The organism is Ruicaihuangia caeni, assembly GCF_029952955.1.
Classification (GTDB): Bacteria; Actinomycetota; Actinomycetes; order Actinomycetales; family Microbacteriaceae; genus Ruicaihuangia; species Ruicaihuangia caeni.
Genome location: NZ_JASATX010000002.1, coordinates 171,083 through 193,082, shown reverse-complemented (window position 1 = coordinate 193,082; position 22,000 = coordinate 171,083). Strand labels below are relative to the sequence as shown.

Genomic DNA, 22,000 nt, shown 5'->3' with positions numbered 1-22,000 from the left:
ACCGTGCGTCAGGCGAGACCGGGCACAGCCACCGCGAGAGCAGCGGCAAGATTCCTCGGAGCCGCCCTCGCCCTCGCCGCGCTCGTCGTGACGGGCTGCGCCCCGGCCGGCAGCGGGCCGACCTCGGACCCGAACCCGACCGACCCATCCTCTACGGTTCCGCCTACTGCGCCGTCGGCCCCGAATGGCGCGCAGCTGCTGCAGCCGGCGGGCGCGCCCCGGGACCTGGCGACGAGGCTCGAGGTGCCGTGGTCGGTGATCTCGCTGGGCGACGGAGCGGCGCTGATGAGCGAACGCGATACGGCCCGCGTGCTCGAGTTGACGGCATCCGGTGACGTACGAGAGGCAGGTGTCGTCGCCGGCGTCCAAGCCGGTGGCGAAGGCGGTCTGCTCGGCATCGCGCTCTCGCCGCTCGGCGATGAGCTGTACGCCTACTTCACTGCCGTAGATGACAATCGCGTGATGCGGATGCCGCTGCTCGGCGAGTCCGGCGAGCGCTCGCTCGGCGCGCCGACGCTCGTGCTGAAGGGCATCCCCAAAGCAGGCAACCACAACGGCGGGCGCCTCGCGTTCGGCCATGACGGGATGCTGTACATCACGACGGGAGACGCCGGTAGCACCGAGCACGCACAGAACCTCGATTCCCTCGGCGGCAAGATCTTGCGCGTCACCCCGGAGGGACGCGTGCCCGACGACAACCCCTTCGGACACAGCCCGGTCTTCTCATATGGACACCGGAACGTGCAGGGCATCGCGTGGGACTCCACCGGGCGGCTGTGGGCATCGGAGTTCGGGCAGAACACCTGGGACGAGCTCAACCTCATCGAAGCGGGCGGCAACTACGGATGGCCCGCTGTCGAAGGCCGGGCGGATTGCGCCGAGCCCGGGTCGCCCGCGTGCGAGTCGGCGCGATTCATCGACCCGGTGCTGCAGTGGCGCACTGACCAGGCGAGCCCCAGCGGGATCGCGGTCATCGGCGGCACGCTCTTCATCGCCTCGCTCAGGGGCGAACGCCTCTGGACGGTTGATGTCTCGGGGTCCGCGATCGGCGAGCCGCGCGAGTGGTACCGAGGCGAGTACGGCCGGTTGCGCGATGCGGTGGCCGGCCCGGGCGGCACGCTCTGGCTGCTCACGAACAACACCGCACGCGGCACGCCGCGCCAGGGTGACGACAGGCTGATGGAGGTGCGGCTCGATGTGAGCGGCCGGGGTTAGCCTGTGGAAGCACCACACCGGTAGGGACACATCGTGAGCATTGTTTTGGGGTACGACCCGGTCACGCTTCGAGAGAAGGTCGACCTGCAGGCGCTGGGCGCTCGGCTCGAGGAGATCGGCGAGCTTCGCAGCACGTCGGCACTCAATGAGAAGGTCGGGCTGCTGCGTCTGGCCGGCCAGCTCGACGAGGCGCTCGACGTGGCGAACGCCGCCGTGCGTCTCGCTCGCTTCGGCGGCGACCGTGAAGAGCTCGTGCTCGCACGGGTGCGCCGCGCTCAGGTGCAGCAGTATCAGGGCAAGTACGAGACGGCGCTCGTGGAGCTCACCGACTGCGCCAACGAGGCGAACGCGCACGACTGGCCCGCCGCAGAAGCCTTCGCACTGCAGCATCGCGGCAAGGTATGGTTCGACCAGCGCGAGTACGAGAAGGCGCTTCGTGATTTCCGTGAGGCGCTCACCATCCGGGTGCGCATCAAGGCGAGCGCGAACCAGATCGACAGCTCGATGGTCGCGGTCGCGGTCGCGGAGTCATTCGTCGCGCCGGAGCTAGTGCAGCACGGACGGGCGGATGCCGCCGGCGCCGGCACTGCCGCTCCCGACCTCGAGCACGTTGCGCCCGCGCACGCCGGTAGCCTTGCGCCGGTCGACATGAGCGCCGCGGCATCCGCCTTGCATGAGGGCGACGTCGCCGCGTCGATCGACGCCGTCGAAGGCGTGCGCCCTCGCGGAACCGACGCGCTGGTGCCGCGCACCGGCGCCGCCTCGGCGAGCGCTGGTATCGGAGCCGGCGGTGGACTCGGCGGTGGAGTCGGCGGTGGCCTGTGGTCAGCGGCCTCGGCGCCCTCGAGCGGCGAACCCGCTGCCGTCATCGATGCACCCGCGGTGGACCCCGCGAGCACCGACACCCCGCTCTTCGACCTGCGCGACGCCGACGGCCAGCGCCTCGACCAAGGAGGCGCTTCCGAGCGCGGAGCGCAGTAGTGGCCGAGCTCGACCGCGTGCGCCGGTGGGCAGAGGCATTGATCCGCTTGCACCTCGATGACACCTGGCGTTTCGAATTCGACCACGCCAAGCGTCGCGCCGGCGCGTGTCACTACGGCGACCGCCGCATCACGGTCTCGCGCCACCTCGCCGCCAAGTTCGACGACGATGCGATTCACCAGGTGCTGCTGCATGAAGTCGCGCACGCTCTCGCCGGGCCGGGCGCGGGTCACGGCAAGGAGTGGAAGCGCATCGCGGGTGAGCTCGGCTACGTCGGCGAGCGCACGCACGACGGCCCCATCGCTGACGAGTTCGCGTCATGGATCGGCACGTGCCCGCGCGGTCACCGGCACTACCGATACCGCCGGCCGAAGTCGAAGCTGGCGTGCGGCATCTGCTCACGCCGCTACGATCCCGCGAACACCATCAGCTGGCTGCGCCGCGAGCGCGCCGCCTGACACTGCACTGCTGACACCGGGCTGCTGGCCCACGCGCGCTGACACCGCGTGTCGGCATCGCATGTCGGCACCGCATGGTCGACATGCAGTGTTCGCACCCGCCGTCGGCGACGCACTTCCCGATTTCTTCATGGGCCGTCGTGGTCGTACGCTCACCGTATGAGCACCAACGTTGTTGTTCGACCTGTCCGCACCACCGATGCCGAGGCGCTCGGGCGTGTGCACGCCGCCTGTTGGCACGAGACCTACGACCAGCTCGTGAGCAAGGCCGCTCTCGAGAACCTCTCACCCCGTCGCATGGCCGAGCTCTGGAACCATTGGGCGAGTCTCGGCGACGAGTACAACCAGTTCGCAGCACTCGTCGAGGGTGAGATCGTCGGCTTCGTCGGCTCGGGACCCGCGCGGGATGAAGACGCCCCGCGCGAGCGCGAGCTGTACTACATCTATCTGCTGCAGCAGTATCAGGGCACCGGAATCGGTCAGCAGCTGTTCGACGCGGCGTGCGGAGACCGGCCCGGCTACCTCTGGGTGCCCAAGCAGAATGCTCGTGCGCACAGCTTCTACCGTCGCAACGGCATGGTCGCCGACGGCGCCGAGCGCATGGAGACGCTGCTCGGCGAAGAGATCTGCGAAGTGCGCTTCGTCCGCTGAGCCGCCCACGGCGGCGCGTCGATCGGACCGGCGCGCAGATCACCGGGGCGCACTGATCACCGCGGCGAGCGCAGCACCACCACGTCGTCTGATGGCGTGAAGTCGACCGTGGTGACGCCGTGCTCGACGACGGACGCCGAGTTCTTCACGAGATGCTTCATCGCGCCGCGCAGTCCCGTGTACGCCGCAGCCGCAGCCGCCGCCTCGGGCGAGCAGTGGTCGAGACCCACGGCGGTGAGCGCGTCGACGACCGCCCCCGCCGCGAACAGGTCTTCGACGGCGAAGCGAGGCTCCGCGGCATCCGTCTCCCCACCGGCGTCAGGATCGCGGGCCGGAACGACTGCGCTCACCGCATGACCCGCGGCGACCACGGCGACGGTGAACCGATCGCCGCGTTCCTCCTGACGCGCGAGCACCCACTGGGCGACGGCGACCGCGTTCTGCAGGGAGCCCTCGACGACAAATGGCGTGAAGGCGCTCGGCGAGCCCGCGGCATCCGTGCGCACCTGATCGACCCAGACCGTCACATCGGCGCCGTCTGCGATGCGAGCGGCGCCAGCCCCGCCCCAGTCGAAGCGCACCTGGTAGCGACGCTGACCGGCCCACGGGTCGGAGCTTGTGGGGAGAGTTTCGTCAAGGCTCACGCCGCGATGCTAACCGCGTCGCCGTGCCCACCCTGGAGTGTGACGCGACACTACGCGAATGTGCACAAGCACCGGTTCGGAGTGGTCATTCACGTAGTCTCGCCGCCGCCTCTGCTGGCCAGGCGGCTGCCCGGTTCGGGCGCGCGGGCGAGCGCCCAGCTTCGTGCCGCTAGACTTGAACCACTCTGAGCGCGATTCTGCGCTCGTGCGTCGCGAGCGCTTCCCTCACGGGCCCGGCCGATTCACTCTGATCCGGCCCGTTCGACACTTTCTCTCGGCGAACGAATATGCCGTCGGCATCTTCGCCTATCCGCTCTCGCGACCGGCACTGATCGTGCGCGAGGGTGCAACGAATCAGGAATTCCTCTTTGTCTATTACTTCACCGGCGACCGCTGCGTCGTCAACGTCCTTCCGCGCGCTCGGCGTGCCCGCTCCCCTCGCCTCGGTGCTCGAGGCCGAGGGCAAGACCTCAGCCTTCCCGATCCAGGCCGACACGCTGCCCGACAGCCTGAACGGCCGCGATGTGCTCGGCCGCGGCAAGACCGGATCGGGCAAGACGCTCGCGTTCTCGATCCCCCTCGTCGCCCGACTCGGCACCTCGCTCGCCGGTGGCAAGCGCCGCGCCGGGCGTCCGCTGGGCCTCGTGCTCGCACCGACCCGCGAGCTCGCCACGCAGATCGCCACGGCGATCGAGCCGCTCGCGAAGGCATACGGCCTCGTGACCACGACCATCTTCGGCGGGGTCTCCCAGAACCGCCAGGTCACCGCTCTGAAGGCCGGTGTCGACATCGTCGTCGCCTGCCCTGGACGGCTCGAAGATCTGATCCAGCAGGGCTTCATCAGTCTCGACGCGGTCGAGATCACCGTGCTCGATGAGGCCGACCACATGGCCGACCTCGGCTTCCTCCCGGGTGTCACGCGCATCATGAACGCCACCCCGGCGGGCGGCCAGCGTCTGCTGTTCAGCGCCACGCTCGACAACGGCGTTGACAAGCTCGTGAAGCGGTTCCTTCGCAATGAGGTGCTGCACTCCGTCGACGAGGCCAACTCGCCCGTCGCCGCCATGACGCACCACGTGTTCATGGCAGAGACCGCCGAAGCGAAGACGCAGCTCGTGCGCACGCTCGCTTCGGGCACCGGCCGCCGCATCCTGTTCATGCGCACCAAGCACCAGGCCAAGAAACTGGCCCGGCAGCTGACGCAGTCGGGCATCCCGGCCGTGGATCTGCACGGGAACCTTTCGCAGCCGCAGCGAGACCGCAACCTTCAGGCGTTCGGCAGCGGGGCGGCACGCGTGCTCGTGGCCACTGACGTCGCCGCCCGCGGCGTGCACGTCGACCATGTCGAACTCGTCGTGCACGTCGACCCGCCGGCCGAGCACAAGGCGTACCTGCACCGTTCCGGCCGCACTGCGCGGGCCGGTGCGGAGGGTGATGTCGTCACGATCATGCTGCCCTCGCAACGCGACGACGTGCGGATGCTGTTGAAGAAGGCGGCCATCACGGTGAGCCCGCTCGCGGTGCACCCCGAGTCGCCCGAGGTGGCGGCGCTCGTCGGCGAGGTCGCGGCGTATGTCGCGCCCGCCCCGGCCGGAGCCCCTCAGGCGGCTCAGCAACGATCGTCGACGCGCAACTCGAACTCGAGTCGCGATGGCGCTGCACCCGCACGCAGCCGCAGTGGTCGTGGTCGCCGCCGCGGAGGCAGCGCGGCGGCCGGCGCCAACGCCGCCACATCGAGCGCTTCCAGCACTGTCGGCGGCCAGCGCGGCGGAGCCACCGGACCCGCACGCTCCACCGCCACGAGCGGTCGCGCAGCATCCGCCGGTCAGCAGCGCGTTGCTGCGCCGCGGGTCGAGCGCCGTCCCGGCCGCCGCGCACAGGGCTGATCGCTCGAGGTGGTCGGCGGCGATCAGCTGTCGACCACCGATCGATCGGCTGGCTGGCGCGCTGGCTCGCTGGCTGCGGAACTGAACCGCACGTCGGCCGACCCCTCGCCCAAACGTGCGCGCTCGGCGAACTCGCGCCCGTTGCGCCCGGCCCTCGGGTAAGAATGGAACATGGCTTCCGTGGGCACTCCAGACCCCAACTCGGCGTGGCTCTCTGACGATGAGCTCGCGATGTACCGGCGACGGATGCCGGTGCTCTACGTCGAGGCCGTGCCGGTGCGGGTCGACGGACTCGGCGTAGTGACCGAGGTCGGCCTCCTGATGCGCGCGAACTCGGAGGACGAGATCACGCGCACCATCGTGTCGGGCCGCGTCATGTACGGGGAAACCCTGCGCGACGCGCTGTTCCGTCACCTGGAGAACGATCTGGGGCCGATGGCCTTCCCACAGTTGCCGGCGTCGCCAGTGCCGTTCTCGGTGGCCGAGTACTTTCCCCTGCCGGGGCTCACTCCCTATATGGACAGCCGCCAGCACGCGGTGTCACTCGCCTATATCGTCCCGGTCACGGGCACGTGCGATCCCCGTCAGGACGCCCTCGAGCTCACCTGGTTCACTCCAGAAGAAGCGGCCTCGCCGCGCATCGTCAGCGAGATGGAGGGCGGCCGCGGCACCCTGCTGCGGGCAGCGCTCGCTTCGGCCGGCGTGCTGCCCTGAGGTTTCGCGGCTGACTCACGGCTGAGTGGCGCGCACTGCTCCCTCAGCTCTCGGGTGGCCTCGGCGTCGGCTCGACGTCGCCGGCATCCTTCCGGAACGCCGAGATCATGCCGTTCGGCTCCAGGTAGGCCACGCGCACGTGCTGGATGTCTTCAATGCCTTGCAGCCGAAGCTGAGCGTCCAGCTCTGCACGGCTGAGGAACTGGCGACGCATCGCGTGCTTGTTCGGCGGGCCGTTCTCGATGAGCGGTTGCTTGCTCGGTTTGAGCACGCGCCTGACCCGAGGGAACCGGTATGCCAGCGCATCGAGGCGATGCTCCACGCGAGAATCGTCAGCACCGAGATGAACCCATCGGTGATCGAAGTGGACTCAGGGGCGAGCCCCTGCCCGATCGCTTGGGCGATGAGCACGATCACCAGCAGGTCGGTGAGCGCGAGCGAGCCGGACTCGCGCTGCCCGGTGATCCTGAGCAGGATCGTCAGTCCGATGACTACGAGAGAGCCGCGCACCACCGATTCCAGCACGGGAATCGACGGCACGAAGATCGAGGCCCAATCCATTGGGAGTTCCTCCTGCCTTGCAGCACGGACGAGTTCCGGCGCCCGACATGGACGCGGGCCGAGCGGCCGCTTTCACCGAATCGTGACCCGGGCGGCCGGGCGCTGCTGGCGGTCTCGGCGCTCGGGCAGACGGCATGCAGCAGAATCGAAGGATGCGAATCGATGCGGATGCTGTGCTCTGGTCGGCTGCCGAGAGCGAACGCGAGGGTCGACCCCTGCTGGTCGTCATGCACGGGCTCGGCTCTAATGAGGGCGACCTCTTCAGCCTGACTCCCTACCTGCCCAAGGAGCCGGTGGTCGCGTCACTGCGCGCGCCGAACCGCTACGGCGGCGGCTGGTCGTGGTTCGAGCCGAACCCCGACGACGAGGCGCGGGCGCGGGAGATCGACGCGGCATCCGCTGCCGTGCTCGAATGGCTCGACGCGCAGGCCTTCACCTCGGTCGGTCTGCTCGGCTTCTCACAGGGCGGCGCGATGAGCGCACAGCTCATGCGCCACCGCCCCGAGCAGTTCGGGTACGCGATCAACCTCTCGGGCTTCGTCGTGCCCACTCCTCACGAGGGGGATGCTGCGCTGGCCGAGCGCAAGCCACCGGTGTTCTGGGGCATGGGTTCGGCGGATCAGGTCATCAACCCGCGCTTCATCGAGTACACGCGGGAGTGGCTGCCGGAGCACTCGACGCTGACGTATCGGCCGTATCCGGGAATGGCGCACGAAGTCGTGCATCAGGAACTGCTCGACATCGCGGAGTTCATGGCGCCGCTCGTCGAGGGCTGAGTCGGATCGCTGCGGTGAGCGTGCTGCTGCCCTCGCGCGAGGGTTTGCTGCATGAGCGACGGTTACAACCCGCGCGGCTGCACCAAACCCTCGCGAGAACGCAACCGCTTGGCTCCGCTCCGGTCGCGTGACGGATTACCGAGGGTGGCGAGCGGTCTGCCCTCGCGCGAGGGTTTGCTGCAAGCGCGACGGTTACAACCCGCGCGGCTGCACCAAACTCTCGCGAGAACGCAACCGCTTGCCCCGCACCGGCCGCGTGCCGGACTACCGAGGGTGGCGAGCGGTCTGCCCTCGCGCGAGGGTTTGCTGCAAGCGCGACGGTTACTACCCGCGCGGCTGCACCAAACCCTCGCGAGAAGCGGATGCCGGGGCGGTAGCGCGGCCTACGGGGCAGTCTCGCGCGAAACGGATGTCGGGGCGACGGAAGCGCGGCCGGGTCCCGCGAGCGTAGGCCTGGCCGGAGACCGGGCAACGGCAACGGCAAGGGCAAGGCAAAGGCAACGGCAACGGCAACGGCAACGGCAACGGCAACGGCAACAGCAACAGCAACAGCAACAGCAACAGCAAGGGCAACAGCAACAGCAACAGCAACAGCAACAGCAACAGCAACAGCAAGGGCAAGGGCGAGGGCGAGCCAGTGTCGGCGGCATCCGTAAAGATGGTCGCGTGACCGCGCTCGATCGATTCTCGCCCGCCACCGCTGCGTGGTTCGCGGGCGCGTTCGAGGCGCCGACCGACGCGCAAGCAGGCGCATGGGAGTCGATCTCGACCGGCGCGCACTCGCTCGTGATCGCGCCGACCGGGTCTGGAAAGACGCTCGCGGCGTTCCTCTGGTCGCTCGATCGGCTCATGGTCGACCAACGCGACCTCGACCCGAAGCAGCGCACCAGAGTGCTGTACATCTCACCGCTAAAGGCGCTTGGCGTCGACGTCGAGCGCAACCTTCGGGCTCCACTGATCGGCATCACTCAGACCGCGCGCCGACTGGGGCAGCCCGCGCCGGAACCGACGGTAGGTGTGCGCTCGGGCGACACTCCCCCTCAGGAGCGTCGCGCCCTGCAGCGCACGCCGCCCGACATCCTCATCACTACGCCTGAGTCGCTCTATCTCATGCTCACGAGTTCGGCGCGTGAATCGTTGCGCAATGTCGAGACCGTGATCATCGACGAAGTGCACGCGGTCGCAGGCACGAAGCGGGGCGCGCATCTGGCGCTCTCGCTCGAGCGGCTCGACCTGCTGCTCGAACGGCCGGCCCAGCGCATCGGTCTCTCGGCCACCGTGCGTCCGCCGGAGGAAGTGGCGCGCTTCCTCGGCGGGGCGGCGCCCGTTCAGATCGTCGCGCCGCCCAGCGGCAAGCGCTTCGACCTTCGCGTCGTCGTGCCGGTCGAAGACATGACTGAGCTCGGCGGCACGGGCGCTGACGGCGAGCGATCCGGATCGATCTGGCCGCACGTCGAGGCCGAGTTGCTCGAGCGCGTGTTGGAGCACCGATCGACCATCGTGTTCGCGAACTCGCGCCGCATCGCCGAGCGCCTCACCGGGCGCATCAACGAGCTGTATGAGGAGCGGCTGGCAGAGGCGACCGCGGCAGAGCTGCCGCCCGAGCCACCGCCCTTGCGCGATGAAGCCGATGACGGCGCGCGTGACGCTGTCAACGCACTTCGGCCGCAGGGAGCCTTCACGTCGATGCCCGCCCAGCTCATGGGCCAGTCGGGACAGGTCTCGGGGGCCGAACCAGTGCTCGCCCGAGCGCACCACGGCTCGGTCAGCAAAGAGCAGCGGGGCGTGATCGAGGACGACCTGAAATCCGGCCGGCTGCGGTGCGTGGTCGCCACCTCATCGCTGGAGCTCGGCATCGACATGGGCGCGGTCGATCAAGTGATCCAGGTCGAATCGCCGCCTTCGGTCGCCAGCGGCCTGCAGCGCATCGGCCGCGCCGGTCACCAGGTGGGCGGCATCTCGAAGGGCATCATCGTTCCGCAGTACCGGGGCGATCTGGTTCCGGCAGCGGTCACGAGCGAACGGATGGCCGCCGGAGCGATCGAGCAGCTCGTCGTGCCGTCGAACCCTCTTGACGTGCTGGCGCAGCAGACTGTCGCTGCAGTGGCCCTCGAACCGCTCGAGGTGGAGACCTGGTTCGACACCGTCAGACGAAGCGCACCGTTCTCGGCGCTCCCCCGCAGTGCCTTCGACGCAACACTCGATCTGCTCGCCGGGCGATACCCGAGCGATGAGTTCGCGCAGCTCCGCCCGCGAGTCGTATGGGACCGCGTTCACGGCACACTGACCGGACGCCCCGGAGCACAGCGGCTCGCGGTGACCAGCGGCGGCACCATCCCCGATCGCGGGATGTTCGGCGTCTTCATGGTCGGTGATGCGACCGGCGGCACTCGCGTCGGCGAGCTCGACGAGGAGATGGTCTACGAGTCACGAGTCGGGGATGTCTTCGCCCTCGGCACGACTAGCTGGCGCATCGAGGAGATCACCCACGATCGCGTCGTCGTGAGCCCCGCCTTCGGCCAGGCGGCGCGAGTGCCGTTCTGGCGCGGTGACCGCCCGGGTCGGCCGCTGGAGCTCGGGCGGGCCCTGGGCGCGTTCATGCGAGAGATCGCGTCATCGCCCGGTAGCGCTGCGGAGCGGCTCCGAGGGGCAGGGCTCGACGAGCGCGCGATTGCGAACCTCACCGCCTACCTGCGAGAGCAGCAGGATGCGACCGGTCACGTGCCGAGCGATCGCGTGCTCGTGGTGGAGCGCTTCCGCGACGAGCTCGGCGATTGGCGGCTCGTGCTGCACTCGCCGTTCGGCTTGGATGTGCACGCGCCCTGGGCGCTCGCGGTGAGCGCACGCGTGCGTGAGCGCTACGGGATCGACGCAGCGGCGAACGCCTCGGACGACGGCATGGTCGTGCGCTTGCAGGAGACCGACGCCGAGCCTCCAGGCGCCGAACTGTTCGTGTTCGAGGCCGACGAGCTCGATCAACTCGTGACCGACGAAGTGGGCGGCTCGGCGCTCTTCGCGTCGCGATTCCGGGAGTGCGCGGCCCGAGCGTTGCTGCTGCCCAAACTCGACCCCGGCAGGCGATCACCGCTGTGGCAGCAGCGACAGAAGGCGTCACAGCTGCTGGCCGTCGCCAGCAAGTACCCGGCGTTCCCGATCGTGCTCGAAACCATGCGTGAGGTGCTGCAAGACGTCTACGACCTTCCCGGGCTGATCTCGCTGATGAAAGACCTCTCGAGTCGCAAGGTGCGCCTCGTCGAAACAGCCACCGAGCAGCCGTCGCCGTTCGCGAGATCGCTGCTGTTCGGGTACGTCGGGCAGTTCATCTACGAGGGCGATTCGCCCCTGGCCGAACGCCGGGCAGCAGCGCTCGCACTCGACACGACGCTGCTCGCCGAACTGCTGGGCCGGGCCGAACTGCGTGAACTGCTCGACCCCGCGGTGATCCGCGACGTCGGTCAGGAATTGCAACGACTGACACGTGACCGACTCGCGGCGGATGCCGAGGCTCTCGCCGACCTGCTGCGATTGCTCGGGCCGTTGACCGCCGAAGAGATCGCCGAGCGGGTCGAACCGGGCAGCACCCCCCTCGGCTGGTTGGACGAGTTGGAACGCGCCAACCGGGTGATCCGAGCCCGCATCGCGGGCGTCGAGCATTGGGCCGTCGTCGAGGATGCCGCTCGCCTACGCGACGCGCTCGGAGTGCCGCTGCCCATCGGAGTGCCCACAGCCTTCCTCGAGCCGGTGGCCGACCCGGTCGGCGATCTTGTGAGCCGGTACGCGCGCACGCATGCGCCCTTCACGATCGCTGATGTCGCATCGCGCTTCGGCCTCGGCACGGCTGTCGCTCACGACGCCTTGCGCCGGCTCGCCGCTGACCGTCGGGTACTCGAGGGCGAGTTCACGCCCGACGCCATCGGAACCGAGTGGGTGGACGCCGAGGTGCTGCGACGCCTTCGTGCCAGATCGCTGGCCGCGCTGAGGCGCGAGGTGGAGCCGGTGCCGCCCGACACCCTGGCGCGTTTCCTGCCCATGTGGCAGCACGTGGGCGGGCGACTGCGCGGAGTCGACGGGGTGCTGCAGGTCGTGGAGCAACTCGCGGGAGTTCCGCTGCCGGCATCCGCCTGGGAGTCGCTCGTGCTGCCGTCACGCGTTTCGGACTACGAACCGGGGATGCTCGACGAGCTCACCACCAGCGGCGAAGTGGTCTGGGCCGGGCATGGGGCGCTGCCCGGGCACGACGGCTGGGTCAGCCTGCACACGGCGGAGTCTTCGCCGCTCACGCTGCCCCTGGTGAGCACTGGTGTCGGCACGGCCCGTAAGGCGACAGGCGGGGGCACGACCGACGGCGCTTCGATCGACGGCGCAGCGATCGACGGCGGCATGACCGACGGCGGCACGACCGACGGCGGCATGACCGGCGGGGGTACGACCGACAAGGCTGCGATCGACGTCGACAGCCGCACCGACGCCGCGGGCGAGTCGAGCGGCGGTGTGGACGATGCTCTCGGCGAGCTCGAACTCGCCATCATGGCGGCGCTCGCAGGTGGCGGCGGCTACTTCTTCCGGCAGTTGTCGGATGCCGTAGGGGCAGGGCGCGGCGTTGTCGACGACGCCGACCTGGCCACCGCACTCTGGAACCTCGTGTGGGCCGGCGCGGTGACGAACGACTCGTTCGCGCCGTTGCGAAGCAGTTCGGGAGTGAGGCGCACGCCTCGCCCGCGAAGCTACCGCGGGCGAGGGCGCGCCGCACTGCCGAGCCGATCGGGTCCGCCGACGGTCGCGGGACGTTGGTCGGTGGTTCCGACCGCGCACGACGACCCGACGATGCGCGCGGCCGCCGCCGCCGAGCAACTGCTCGAGCGGTACGGGGTGGTGACGCGCGGATTCGTGCAGTCTGAAGAGCTGCCCGGCGGCTTCGCGCTCGTGTACAAGGTGCTGAAGCGGTTCGAGGAGTCGGGGCGTGCCCGCCGGGGCTACTTCGTCGAGGGGCTCGGAGCGGCGCAGTTCGCCACAGGGCCCACCGTCGACCGACTGCGCTCGTTCAATCGAGACGACGCGGCGGATGCCGACCGCCCGCCCACCGCGATCGCCCTCGCCGCGACCGATCCGGCGAACGCTTACGGTTCGGCGTTGCCGTGGCCAGAGGTTGAAGGTCACCGTCCAGCCCGCAAGGCAGGCGCCATTGTGGTGCTCGTCGACGGCGCACTCGCGGTGTACCTCGAGCGCGGCGGCAAGAGCGCGCTCACCTTCGGGCACGCCGCGTCTGAGCAGGGATTAGAGGCTGCGGCATCCGCTCTCGCCGGGGCCGTCCGGCGCGGAGCCCGGTCGCTGCGCATCGAACGCGTCAATGGCGAGTTCGCAATCGGCACCGCGTTCGGCCTCGCCCTCGAGCGCGCTGGATTCGCGCCAACCCCGCAGGGCCTCCGGCTGCGGGTGTGAGTGGGATGCGCGCTGGGTATGCTCGGCGCGTGGGCGGGGCGCGATGGTGGGGGCTGGGCGCGATCGCCTGCCTCGTTCTCGCGGTCTTCGCCGCGTCGCAATTGCTCGGCATCGGCACGGGCGATGCCGGCTCACCGGAACCTCCCGTCGGCACGACCGAGTACACGGTCGAGCATGTGCACGACGGTGACACGCTCTTCGTCAGAGCGGATGACGGCAGCGACATCAAGGTGCGACTGATCGGCGTCGACACTCCTGAACTCGAGGGCTCCGAACCCGCGGAATGTTTCGCTGCAGAGGCCCGTGACGACCTGCGTCGATTGCTGCCGGATGGCAGTTCCGTGCGAGCGCTCGCCGGCGTCGACCGCATCGACCCGTACGGTCGCGCATTGCTCTACCTGTGGAACAGCGATGGCGACTTCGTGAACCTCGAACTCGTGCGCGAGGGCGCCGCCGAGGCCGTGCGCATCGGCGCGAACGACGCGTATTGGCCCGAACTCAGCGCTGCCGAAGCGAAGGCGCGCGAAGCGAGAGCCGGACGATGGGGCGCCTGCACCCAGCCGGGAAGCGCTAGCGGTTGAAAGCGCCGGTGAGGGCGACGGTCAGGTCGGGCGATCAACGACCCCGCTTGCGCTTCGGCCGCGGCGGGCGACGGCTCCCCGTAGAGCCTTGAGCAGACGTCCCTCTCGTTTGCTGGCGCCTCGCACCAGACCCGCCGGATCGCCCGCCCGCAGAAGCGCTCGTCGACTTGGCGGCAGGCGGGGCCGACTCGCCATCGGCGCTCCCACGCGAGCTCTTCGCACCGCGACCCCTCACGATGCCGGCCAGGTCTTCGATGAGTGGTGAGGAAGAATCCCTTCGCCAGACCAGTGCCATGGCAGTGGCGCGGGCGTCGGTGAGCACCACCGCTCGTACATCGCGACGCGAGTACAGTCGGGCGACCGGCTGGGGCATCACGGCGATCCCGGCCCCCGATGCCACCACCTCGATCAGTTGCTCATCGCCGAGGGGGCCGGACTCGCCGTACTTCTCCCCCAGTGCGACCGGGTCGAGAACCTCGCCGGAAAGTTCGGCGAACTCCTCACCGCTCAGCTCACCGAAGTCGGCAAAGGCGTGATCGCGGGGAAGCACGGCGACCTGGGTCTCCTCGTAGAGCCGGATGACGTGCAGCTCCTCCACCGATGTCGGGTCGACCTCGGAGGGCAGGCGCAGCAGCGCCGCGTCTGCGCGACCGTCATCGAGTCGCGCGCGCACTTCTTCGAGCGGTACCCGTTCGGCATCCATCGGAGTCTCCGGATGCCGCTCTGCCCAGACGCGCAACCACTTCGCCGGGGTCGCGCCGGGCACATAGGCGAGCGTGAGCCGCGGCGAAGTCATGCGCTCAGGCTACCTGGCGGCTCCGGGCGCTAGTCGCGGGCGAGCCAGCGGAGCGTGAAGGCGCGGGCGAGCAGCCGATCGAGAGGAGGCAGGGCCAGCATCCGGATCGCGGCAGACCGCAGCGCGTGCATGAACGGGCCGGCGGCGCGGCCCATCGCCATGTTGAACTCGGCCTGCACCGCGGCTCGAAGTGCGTGACGGCGCTCGCGAGCCGCCCATGTCGCCAGGGTCGCGTCATCGTCGTCGGAGTGATCGTCCGAAGTCCCGGGCCCGCTGTGGCCGCTTCGGAGCGCGTGTGCGATCACCCGTGAGAGACGCTCGGCGCCGACGAGTCCGAGCGCCATGCCCTGCCCACCGATCGGGCTCAACTCGTGGGCGGCATCGCCCGCGAGCACGACGCGGCCCTTCACCATCGGCTCGGCGAGATGCTGCCGAGCGATGAAGGTGCTCGCCTCGGTGGGAGCGATCACGGCTCCCGTGCGCCTGTGGATCGCGGTCGCCAGCGCGGATGCCGCCCCCTGCCCGCTCGGCAGCCAAGCGGGCCGCGACCGATGCGGCGGCACGAGCCGCGCCACCCAACGCCTGCCGCCCGGCAGCGCGAACGACTCGGCGACGCCCTCGCGGTCGAACCACAGTACGGCCGACTCGAGCGGGGGCCCTGCTGCGCCGTGGGCCTCCCCATCGAGACCGGCGCCGGAAGACCCGTCGCCCAGGGTCGAAGAGCGTCCGATGGACGGTTCCGGCGACTCCACATCGGCCATGACGTACGCCGCTGTGCCGCGCAGTCGCCGCCATTCAGCGCCGATTGCGCGTCGTACCGCGCTCCGAACCCCGTCGGCACCGATCACATATCGGGCCGTGAGGCGGTGCTCTGTCTCGGCGTTCGAAGATCGGGCGTCCCTCCAGACGACCGCGACGGCGCCGTCGAGCTGCTCAAGTCGTGTCACCTCGGCTCCCTCGCGCAAGATGTCGGCGCCCAACGCGGCGAGCCGGTCGCGCAGCATGCGCTCGAGCTCCTGCTGAGGCAGCGAGAGCACTGCCTCCTCGAACCGCAACGAGCCGAGCACCCGATCGCGATCACGCGCCGATCCGCCTTCGATCGGGCGGCCCGCGCTGCGCGCCCGGTCGAGCACGCCTGCCTGTCGGAGCACGTGCAGCGCCGGCGGGTGCATTCCGATCGCGCGGGGTCGGTCCCAGATGCCGACCCGTCGTTCGAGCACCACCACATCGAGCCCCCGCTGGGCGAGCAGCACGGCGGCGAGCACACCGACCGGTCCGCCACCGACGACGGCGACGTCATGCTCAGGATGCGTCAGCGCGGCGTTCACCGCGGCATCCGTCATCGTTCCCTCCCGACGACGGCGTTCGCGGTGGCGGCCTGGTCAGTCTGGTCAGTCATGGCCTGCTGCGCGCTCGCTTGCTCTGTGCTTGCCTGTGCGGCGCCCACCCGCGCTCCGTCCGGTTCCGCGTCCGGGTGGCCGCCGCTGACCTCGCGCATCAGGAGCAGGCGCCCGGGTACTGCCCGGCGGAGCCGCCATCCGGGGCCTGCGACGCGCGCGAGTTCGGGCAGCGTGAAGCTCTTCCGAATCGAGGTGAGTCCGTCGTCGCGGATGAACGAGCCGGCGAACCATGGCCAGGTCAGCGCACCGAACGCGCGGTAGGCCCAGGCGCTGCGCTCGATATCGGAGTGCAGCACGAGTCGGCGTGCGAGGGCGAGCGTCTCGTCGAGGAACTCGCGCGGCGCATCGAGGTGGTGCAGCACATGGTTCGAGATGACGATGTCGAACCGCTCACCCGCGTCGAGAAGCTCCCGCGTGCTCGCCTGACGGAACGTCAGCCCCGTCGGTGTCGGGCGCGCACGGGCGAAGTCGAGGGCGCGCGGGTCGGGGTCGACCGCGGTGATGGCGACCGGCATCCCGTCTGCCCGTGCGAGCCTGCTGATGAGGCGCGCGATGTCGCCACCGCCGCTGCCGACGTCGAGCACCGTGGTCTCGCGCGCGGGATCCAGGCGCGGCCGAAGGTACCGCCTCCAGTTGGAGCGCCAGCCCGACACGATCGGGTTGACGATGCGGAAGCCGAGGTAGGTGCGTCGCAGCACCTCTCGGTCGCACTCGGGGTCGTCCATGTGCTCGCGAAGCTCCGGATGCCGGTGCGCCAGTTTCTCGGAGCGGATCGGCGCGAATCTGCGCGTCCGCGCCGAGGTCTGTGCCCGGTCCCGCCCGCCGGAACCGCTCGATGAGGCGACCATCAGCGCACCGTCATGAGACCGGACTCGACCGTGAGCCCGGGACCGAACGCCATCGCGAGGACCGTGTCGCCGGGGGCCGCCCGATCGAGCAGCGCGTCGAGCACGAAGAGCACCGTCGCGCTCGACATGTTCCCGAAGTCACGGAGCACATCTCGAGACGGTCCCACCTGCTCGTCACTGAGCTCGAAGCGTTGCTGGATGCGGTCGACGATGCTGCGCCCGCCGGGGTGCACCGCCCACCACTGCACATCGGAGCGCGCGCCGGAGCGCACGGCGTCGGGCACGTCGTCCGTTGCAACCGCAGCCGTCGCAGTGGCAGTGGCCGTCTCGGCTGCGGGTTCCGGGGCCGACTGAACTACGGGCGGCCCGGCGCTGCCGTCGAGCAAGCCGCTCGCGTCATCGGGCACCGGCGCGGTGAGATCGAGCAGTGAATCGGATGTCGCGCTCGGTGAGGCGGCGCTGAAGGGACGCTCGAGCAGCGGGGCGAGGGCAGCGTCGATGTGCTCGCCGATGATGTGGGGCACATAGCTGCTCAAGACCATTTCGAAGCCCTCGTCGCCGATGGTCCAGCTCATGGCCTCTTCCCCGACCGGCGTGACGCGGGTCTCGAAGCGGTCGAGCGTGAGACTCACCTGGTCGCCGACGTCATCGCGCGCCGTCACGAGCGCGGCGGCAGCACCGTCAGCGAACAGCGACGCAGCGATGATCTGGTCGGGATCGTTCGACGACCTCACGTGCAGCGTGCAGAGCTCGACGCTCACGACCAGCACGACTGCTTGCGGATCGGCGTCGCACAACTGGGCGGCGAGCCGCAGTGCCGGCATCGAGGCGTAGCAGCCCATGAAGCCGAGGTTGTAACGCTGCACGTCGGGGCGCAGTCCGAGATCCCTCGCGATCAGGAAATCGGGGCCGGGTGCGAAGAAGCCGGTGCACGACACCGTGATGATGTGTGTGACTTCGCCGGGCAGGATGCCGCCGCATCCGTCGATCGCCGCTTTCGCCGTCGCGACGAACAGTTCGCCTGCGGCGCGCGTGTACAGCTCGTTGCGCTCTCGCGTGCCGGGCATGTGCAGCAACCGCTGATCACGGTCGAAGAAGCGCGGGTCGTCGGCCTGCCGGTCGAGCGTGAGCTCGTCGATCACGGTGTGCCGCCGCTCGATGCCCGATTGGTCGAAGGACGTCGTGATGAGACGTTGCGCGAGCCGGTTCAAGCCGGGCTGCGCGAGGAACACGTCGCGCACCTGCTCCTGCACGAGCACGGTTTCGGGGACGGCGGTCTCGAGCGAGACGATTCGGGCGACCATGCCCCATGCTAGACACCGCAGCACGGAGCCCGGTAGCCCTTGCGGGCGTTCGAATTCCGTGCCGCCGGTGTCGAGCGAGAGGTGCTAGGCCTCGCGAGGCGGAAAGACCCGCGGGTGCGCGTTCGCCATGTGCTCGACCACGCGGATCACCTGGTTGCTGTAGCCGAACTCGTTGTCATACCAGACGTAGAGCACGAGGTTCTTGCCGTTGCTGATGGTCGCGAGACCGTCGACCACCCCGGCGCGGCGCGACCCGACGAAGTCGGTGGAGACGACCTCGGGCGATTCGATGTAGTCGATCTGCTGGCGCAGGTTCGAGTTGAGCGAGAGGCCGCGCAAGTACTGGTTGACCTCGTCCTTGGTGGTCTCGGTCTCGAGCGTGAGGTTGAGGATGGCCATCGACACGTCGGGGGTGGGCACGCGGATGGCGTTGCCGGTCAGCTTGCCCGCGAGCTCCGGCAGTGCCTTGGCGACGGCCTTGGCGGCACCGGTCTCGGTGATGACCATGTTGAGCGCGGCGGAGCGCCCGCGACGGTCGCCCTTGTGGAAGTTGTCGATCAGGTTCTGGTCGTTGGTGTACGAGTGCACCGTCTCGACATGACCGTGCACGACGCCGAACTTGTCGTTGAGTGCCTTGAGCACTGGCGTGATGGCGTTCGTGGTGCAGGATGCCGCAGACACGATGGTGTCGGCATCCGTGATGCTCTCGTGGTTGATGCCGTGCACGATGTTCTTCATGTCGCCCTTGCCCGGCGCCGTGAGGAGCACTCGTGCGACGCCCTTCGCCCGCAGGTGCTGACCGAGGCCGTCGAAGTCGCGCCAGCGGCCGGTGTTGTCGACGACGATCGCGTTGTCGATGCCGTATGCGGTGTAGTCGACGGTGGCCGGATCGTTCGAGTAGATCACCTGGATCAGGGTGCCGTTCGCGAGGATGGTGCTGTTCTCCTCGTCGACGGAGATCGTGCCGTCGAAGGGTCCGTGCACCGAGTCGCGCCGCAACAGGCTCGCACGTTTGACGATGTCGTTGTCGCTGCCCTTGCGCACCACGATCGCCCGCAGGCGAAGGCCCGCGTTCGGGCTCTCGTGGTCGACGAGCAGCCGGGCGAGCAGTCGCCCGATGCGGCCGAAGCCGTAGAGCACGACGTCGGTGGGCTCGATGCTCGCGGACGCGCCGATCACCGGGGCGAGCTCTTCGCGCAGGAAGGCGTCAAGGTCTGGTCGGCCGGCAGCCTGGTGGCGCAGCACGAGCTTCGCGATGTCGATCGAAGCAGCGCCCAGGTCGAGGCCGGCAAGCGCCTGAAGCAGAGCCAGCGTGTCGGTCGTCGCCAACTCCTCGCCCGAGTGCTGACGCGCGTAGCGATGAGCCTTGACGATGCCGAGTGCTGACTTGTGGACGAGCCGGCGCCCATGGATCGAAGTCACCACGCCGTGGTTGCGATGGAGGGCACCGATCAGCGGAATCATCTGTTCGGCTGCGGCCTCGCGATCCATCCAGTTCTCGAGCGCGGTTTCTGGCGACTTGGGCATGCTTTCCTTCCGAACAGCGGGATCCCTTCCATCCTGTCAAGACGGATGCCGTCGCGCCGCCGTTGCGCCGGGGAAAGGTGACTGGAATCCCGGCACGACGAAACTTTTCCCAATCTTTTCTAGGCGCGTGTGGTTGGAGACCGCGCCAGGCGGAGGAGCGATTGCGAGGCCAGCCCGGCTAGCACAGGCGGCGCACAGCACTACCGCCTTGTCTCGCGCAAGCAGCGGGTCAGGCGGGAAGCGCCGCAGTCTCCCGGTTCGCCAACGGCGCTACGGTCGCGGGTCGCAGGTCGAGGCGCCGCAGCAGTTGCGCGTTCAGCGCGACGACGATCGTCGAGGCCGACATGAGCAGTGCACCCACTTCCATCGGCAGCGTGAACCCGACCGGCGCGAGGACACCCGCCGCAAGCGGCACCGCCGCGACGTTGTATCCGGCTGCCCACCAGAGGTTCTGCCGCATCTTGCGGTACGAGGCGACTGACAGATCGCGCACAGACAGCACCGCCCGCGGATCGGATCCGGCCAGGATCACGCCAGCCGATGCGATCGCGACATCTGTTCCTGCGCCGATCGCCACGCCGACGTCGGCCTGCGCCAGGGCCGGCGCGTCGTTCACCCCGTCGCCGACCATCGCGACCACGTGCCCCTCGCGCTGCAACTCGGCCACCTTGTCGGCCTTGTGCTCGGGGCGCACGCCTGCGTAGACCCGGTCGATGCCCAGTTCGGCGGCGACCCGGTGGGCCGCGGGCTCCGCATCGCCGGTGATCATGACCACCTGGATGCCGGCCTCGTGCAGCGCCGCGATGGCGGCACTCGACTCCTCGCGCACGGCGTCTGCGAGCGCCAGCGCTCCGATGAGGCGGCCATCACGGGTCACGTGCAGCACGGTCATGCCCTCGGCAGCCCAGTCCGAAGTACCCGCTATCGGAGCGAGCCCGGCCTGGTGCAGCAGGTGCGGCCCGCCGACAGCGATGACGCTGCCGTCGACCCGCGCCCGCACTCCGACAGCGGCCGAAGCCTCGAAGTCGGTCGCGGTGCTGAGGCCGATTCCGCGTCGCTCGGCCTCTCGCACGATCGCCCTGGCGAGCGGGTGCTCACTGTCGCGCTCCGCCGCTGCGGCGAGCGCGAGCAGTTGTGACTCGTCTGCCTCGGCGCCGGGGACGACGAGCACTGCGGTGACTTCGGGCTCACCGAGGGTGAGCGTGCCGGTCTTGTCGAACAGCACCGCCGTGACCGACCGCATCGTCTCCAGTGCGCGCCGGTCTTTCACGAGCACGCCTGCGCGAGCGGCGCGTTCCGTCGCGATGGAGACGACGAGGGGGATCGCGAGGCCGAGCGCGTGCGGGCACGCGATGACGAGCACGGTGATGGTGCGCACGATGGCGTCGTCGGGCATGCCCAGCATCCACCACACGGCCGCCGTGATCACCGCCGCGCTGAGAGCGAACCAGAACAGCAGTGCCGCGGCCCGGTCGGCGAGCGTCTGCGCTCGCGACGACGAGCTCTGCGCCTGGTCGACGAGCCGACGGATGCCGGCGAGCGCCGTATCGTCGCCGACCGCCATGACCTCGACCCTGATCGCCGTGTCGGTCGCGACGCTTCCCGCCACCACCCGGTCTCCTGGGGACCGTGTGACAGGGGTCGACTCGCCCGTGATCATGGACTCATCGATGTCTGCCGTTCCGGTGACGATGTCACCGTCGGCGGGAACTCGCCCGCCCGGCCGCACGATCACCACGTCGCCCACGCGCAACTCATCCGGACGCACTTGCTCGATCGTGTCGCCGACCACGCGCTCTGCCTGGTCGGGCAGCAGCGCGGCGAGGCTGTCGAGCGCAGAGGCGGTTTGCGCGAGCGAGCGCATCTCGAGCCAATGGCCGAGCAGCATGATCACGACCAGCAGCGCGAGCTCCCACCAGAAGTCGAGATGGTGATCGAGGAAGCCGAGGGTCGCCCCTGCGGACGCGAGGAACGCCACGCTGATCGCGAGCGAGATGAGGGTCATCATGCCCGGTTTGCGCGAGCGCAGTTCGTCGACGGCGCCCGCAAGGAACGGACGCCCCCCGATGCCGAAGATGACCGTTCCGAGCACTGGGGAGACCCACGAGATCCCGGGTATGGAAGGAATGCTGTAGCCGACCAGGTCGGCGAACATCTGGTTGAGCAGCACGACGGGCACGGCGAGAGCCAGCATCAACCAGAAGAGTCTGCGGTACATG

General features: G+C 69.3%; 17 protein-coding genes. 9 read left to right on the top strand and 8 right to left on the bottom strand.

The features are described 5' to 3' along the window. Positions 1 to 3 precede the first annotated feature (3 nt). From QF206_RS06035 to QF206_RS06020, 4 genes are all read left to right on the top strand, one after another. Positions 4 to 1,215, top strand: a complete 1,212-nt coding sequence (locus tag QF206_RS06035; protein WP_281488312.1) for a PQQ-dependent sugar dehydrogenase — start codon at positions 4 to 6, stop codon at positions 1,213 to 1,215. Between the two features lie 33 nt (positions 1,216 to 1,248). Further along, positions 1,249 to 2,196 (top strand): tetratricopeptide repeat protein, encoded by a 948-nt coding sequence (locus tag QF206_RS06030; RefSeq protein ID WP_281488311.1) that lies wholly within the window; start codon positions 1,249 to 1,251, stop codon positions 2,194 to 2,196. After that, a complete protein-coding gene (locus QF206_RS06025) occupies positions 2,196 to 2,654 on the top strand; it encodes a SprT-like domain-containing protein (RefSeq protein ID WP_281488310.1) in 459 nt (152 codons plus the stop codon). The genes QF206_RS06030 and QF206_RS06025 overlap by 1 nt, the downstream gene beginning before the upstream one ends. A gap of 159 nt (positions 2,655 to 2,813) precedes the next feature. Further along, the gene (locus QF206_RS06020) at positions 2,814 to 3,305 is read left to right on the top strand and encodes a GNAT family N-acetyltransferase (protein WP_281488309.1); all 492 of its coding nucleotides are present in this window, start codon (positions 2,814 to 2,816) and stop codon (positions 3,303 to 3,305) included. A gap of 56 nt (positions 3,306 to 3,361) precedes the next feature. Here QF206_RS06020 and QF206_RS06015 read toward each other — a convergent pair whose 3' ends face one another. Next, positions 3,362 to 3,949: a hypothetical protein gene (locus QF206_RS06015; protein WP_281488308.1), complete on the bottom strand. Its 588-nt coding sequence runs from the start codon at positions 3,947 to 3,949 to the stop codon at positions 3,362 to 3,364. Between the two features lie 368 nt (positions 3,950 to 4,317). On the opposite strand from QF206_RS06015, the gene QF206_RS06010 reads away from it, so the two are divergent. Both QF206_RS06010 and QF206_RS06005 read left to right on the top strand, forming a co-directional pair. Continuing rightward, a complete protein-coding gene (locus QF206_RS06010; RefSeq protein ID WP_281488307.1) occupies positions 4,318 to 5,835 on the top strand; it encodes a DEAD/DEAH box helicase in 1,518 nt (505 codons plus the stop codon). 171 nt (positions 5,836 to 6,006) lie between these two features. Beyond that, positions 6,007 to 6,549, top strand: coding sequence for an NUDIX hydrolase family protein (locus QF206_RS06005; protein ID WP_281488306.1), 543 nt, complete (start codon positions 6,007 to 6,009; stop codon positions 6,547 to 6,549). A gap of 43 nt (positions 6,550 to 6,592) precedes the next feature. Here QF206_RS06005 and QF206_RS12470 read toward each other — a convergent pair whose 3' ends face one another. Continuing rightward, entirely contained in the window at positions 6,593 to 6,820 is a 228-nt protein-coding gene (locus QF206_RS12470) for a YetF domain-containing protein (RefSeq protein WP_422785370.1), read from the bottom strand. Positions 6,821 to 7,262: 442 nt separating this feature from the next. On the opposite strand from QF206_RS12470, the gene QF206_RS05995 reads away from it, so the two are divergent. From QF206_RS05995 to QF206_RS05985, 3 genes are all read left to right on the top strand, one after another. Then, positions 7,263 to 7,886 carry an alpha/beta hydrolase gene (locus tag QF206_RS05995; protein ID WP_281488304.1) on the top strand — a complete coding sequence of 208 codons (624 nt, stop codon included), beginning with the start codon at positions 7,263 to 7,265 and terminating at the stop codon, positions 7,884 to 7,886. A 666-nt stretch (positions 7,887 to 8,552) separates the two neighbouring features. Further along, positions 8,553 to 13,325, top strand: a complete 4,773-nt coding sequence (locus QF206_RS05990) for an ATP-dependent helicase (protein ID WP_281488303.1) — start codon at positions 8,553 to 8,555, stop codon at positions 13,323 to 13,325. A gap of 29 nt (positions 13,326 to 13,354) precedes the next feature. Continuing rightward, entirely contained in the window at positions 13,355 to 13,906 is a 552-nt protein-coding gene (locus tag QF206_RS05985; protein WP_281488302.1) for a thermonuclease family protein, read from the top strand. 34 nt (positions 13,907 to 13,940) lie between these two features. Here the strand turns inward: QF206_RS05985 and QF206_RS05980 are convergent, their stop codons facing one another. From QF206_RS05980 to QF206_RS05955, 6 genes are all read right to left on the bottom strand, one after another. Next, the gene (locus QF206_RS05980) at positions 13,941 to 14,702 is read right to left on the bottom strand and encodes a LysR substrate-binding domain-containing protein (RefSeq protein WP_281488301.1); all 762 of its coding nucleotides are present in this window, start codon (positions 14,700 to 14,702) and stop codon (positions 13,941 to 13,943) included. Between the two features lie 29 nt (positions 14,703 to 14,731). Beyond that, positions 14,732 to 16,045 carry an FAD-dependent oxidoreductase gene (locus QF206_RS05975; protein ID WP_281488300.1) on the bottom strand — a complete coding sequence of 438 codons (1,314 nt, stop codon included), beginning with the start codon at positions 16,043 to 16,045 and terminating at the stop codon, positions 14,732 to 14,734. Then, complete coding sequence (locus tag QF206_RS05970) at positions 16,042 to 16,950, bottom strand: methyltransferase domain-containing protein (RefSeq protein WP_281488299.1); 909 nt, start codon at positions 16,948 to 16,950, stop codon at positions 16,042 to 16,044. The genes QF206_RS05975 and QF206_RS05970 overlap by 4 nt, the downstream gene beginning before the upstream one ends. Further along, on the bottom strand, positions 16,950 to 18,254 hold the full coding sequence (locus tag QF206_RS05965; protein ID WP_281488298.1) for a type III polyketide synthase: 1,305 nt from the start codon (positions 18,252 to 18,254) through the stop codon (positions 16,950 to 16,952). The genes QF206_RS05970 and QF206_RS05965 overlap by 1 nt, the downstream gene beginning before the upstream one ends. An 84-nt stretch (positions 18,255 to 18,338) precedes the next feature. Further along, positions 18,339 to 19,781 carry a glyceraldehyde-3-phosphate dehydrogenase gene (locus QF206_RS05960; protein WP_281488297.1) on the bottom strand — a complete coding sequence of 481 codons (1,443 nt, stop codon included), beginning with the start codon at positions 19,779 to 19,781 and terminating at the stop codon, positions 18,339 to 18,341. Positions 19,782 to 20,010: 229 nt separating this feature from the next. Next, positions 20,011 to 21,999 carry a heavy metal translocating P-type ATPase gene (locus QF206_RS05955; protein ID WP_422785364.1) on the bottom strand — a complete coding sequence of 663 codons (1,989 nt, stop codon included), beginning with the start codon at positions 21,997 to 21,999 and terminating at the stop codon, positions 20,011 to 20,013. Position 22,000: the final 1 nt, after the last annotated feature.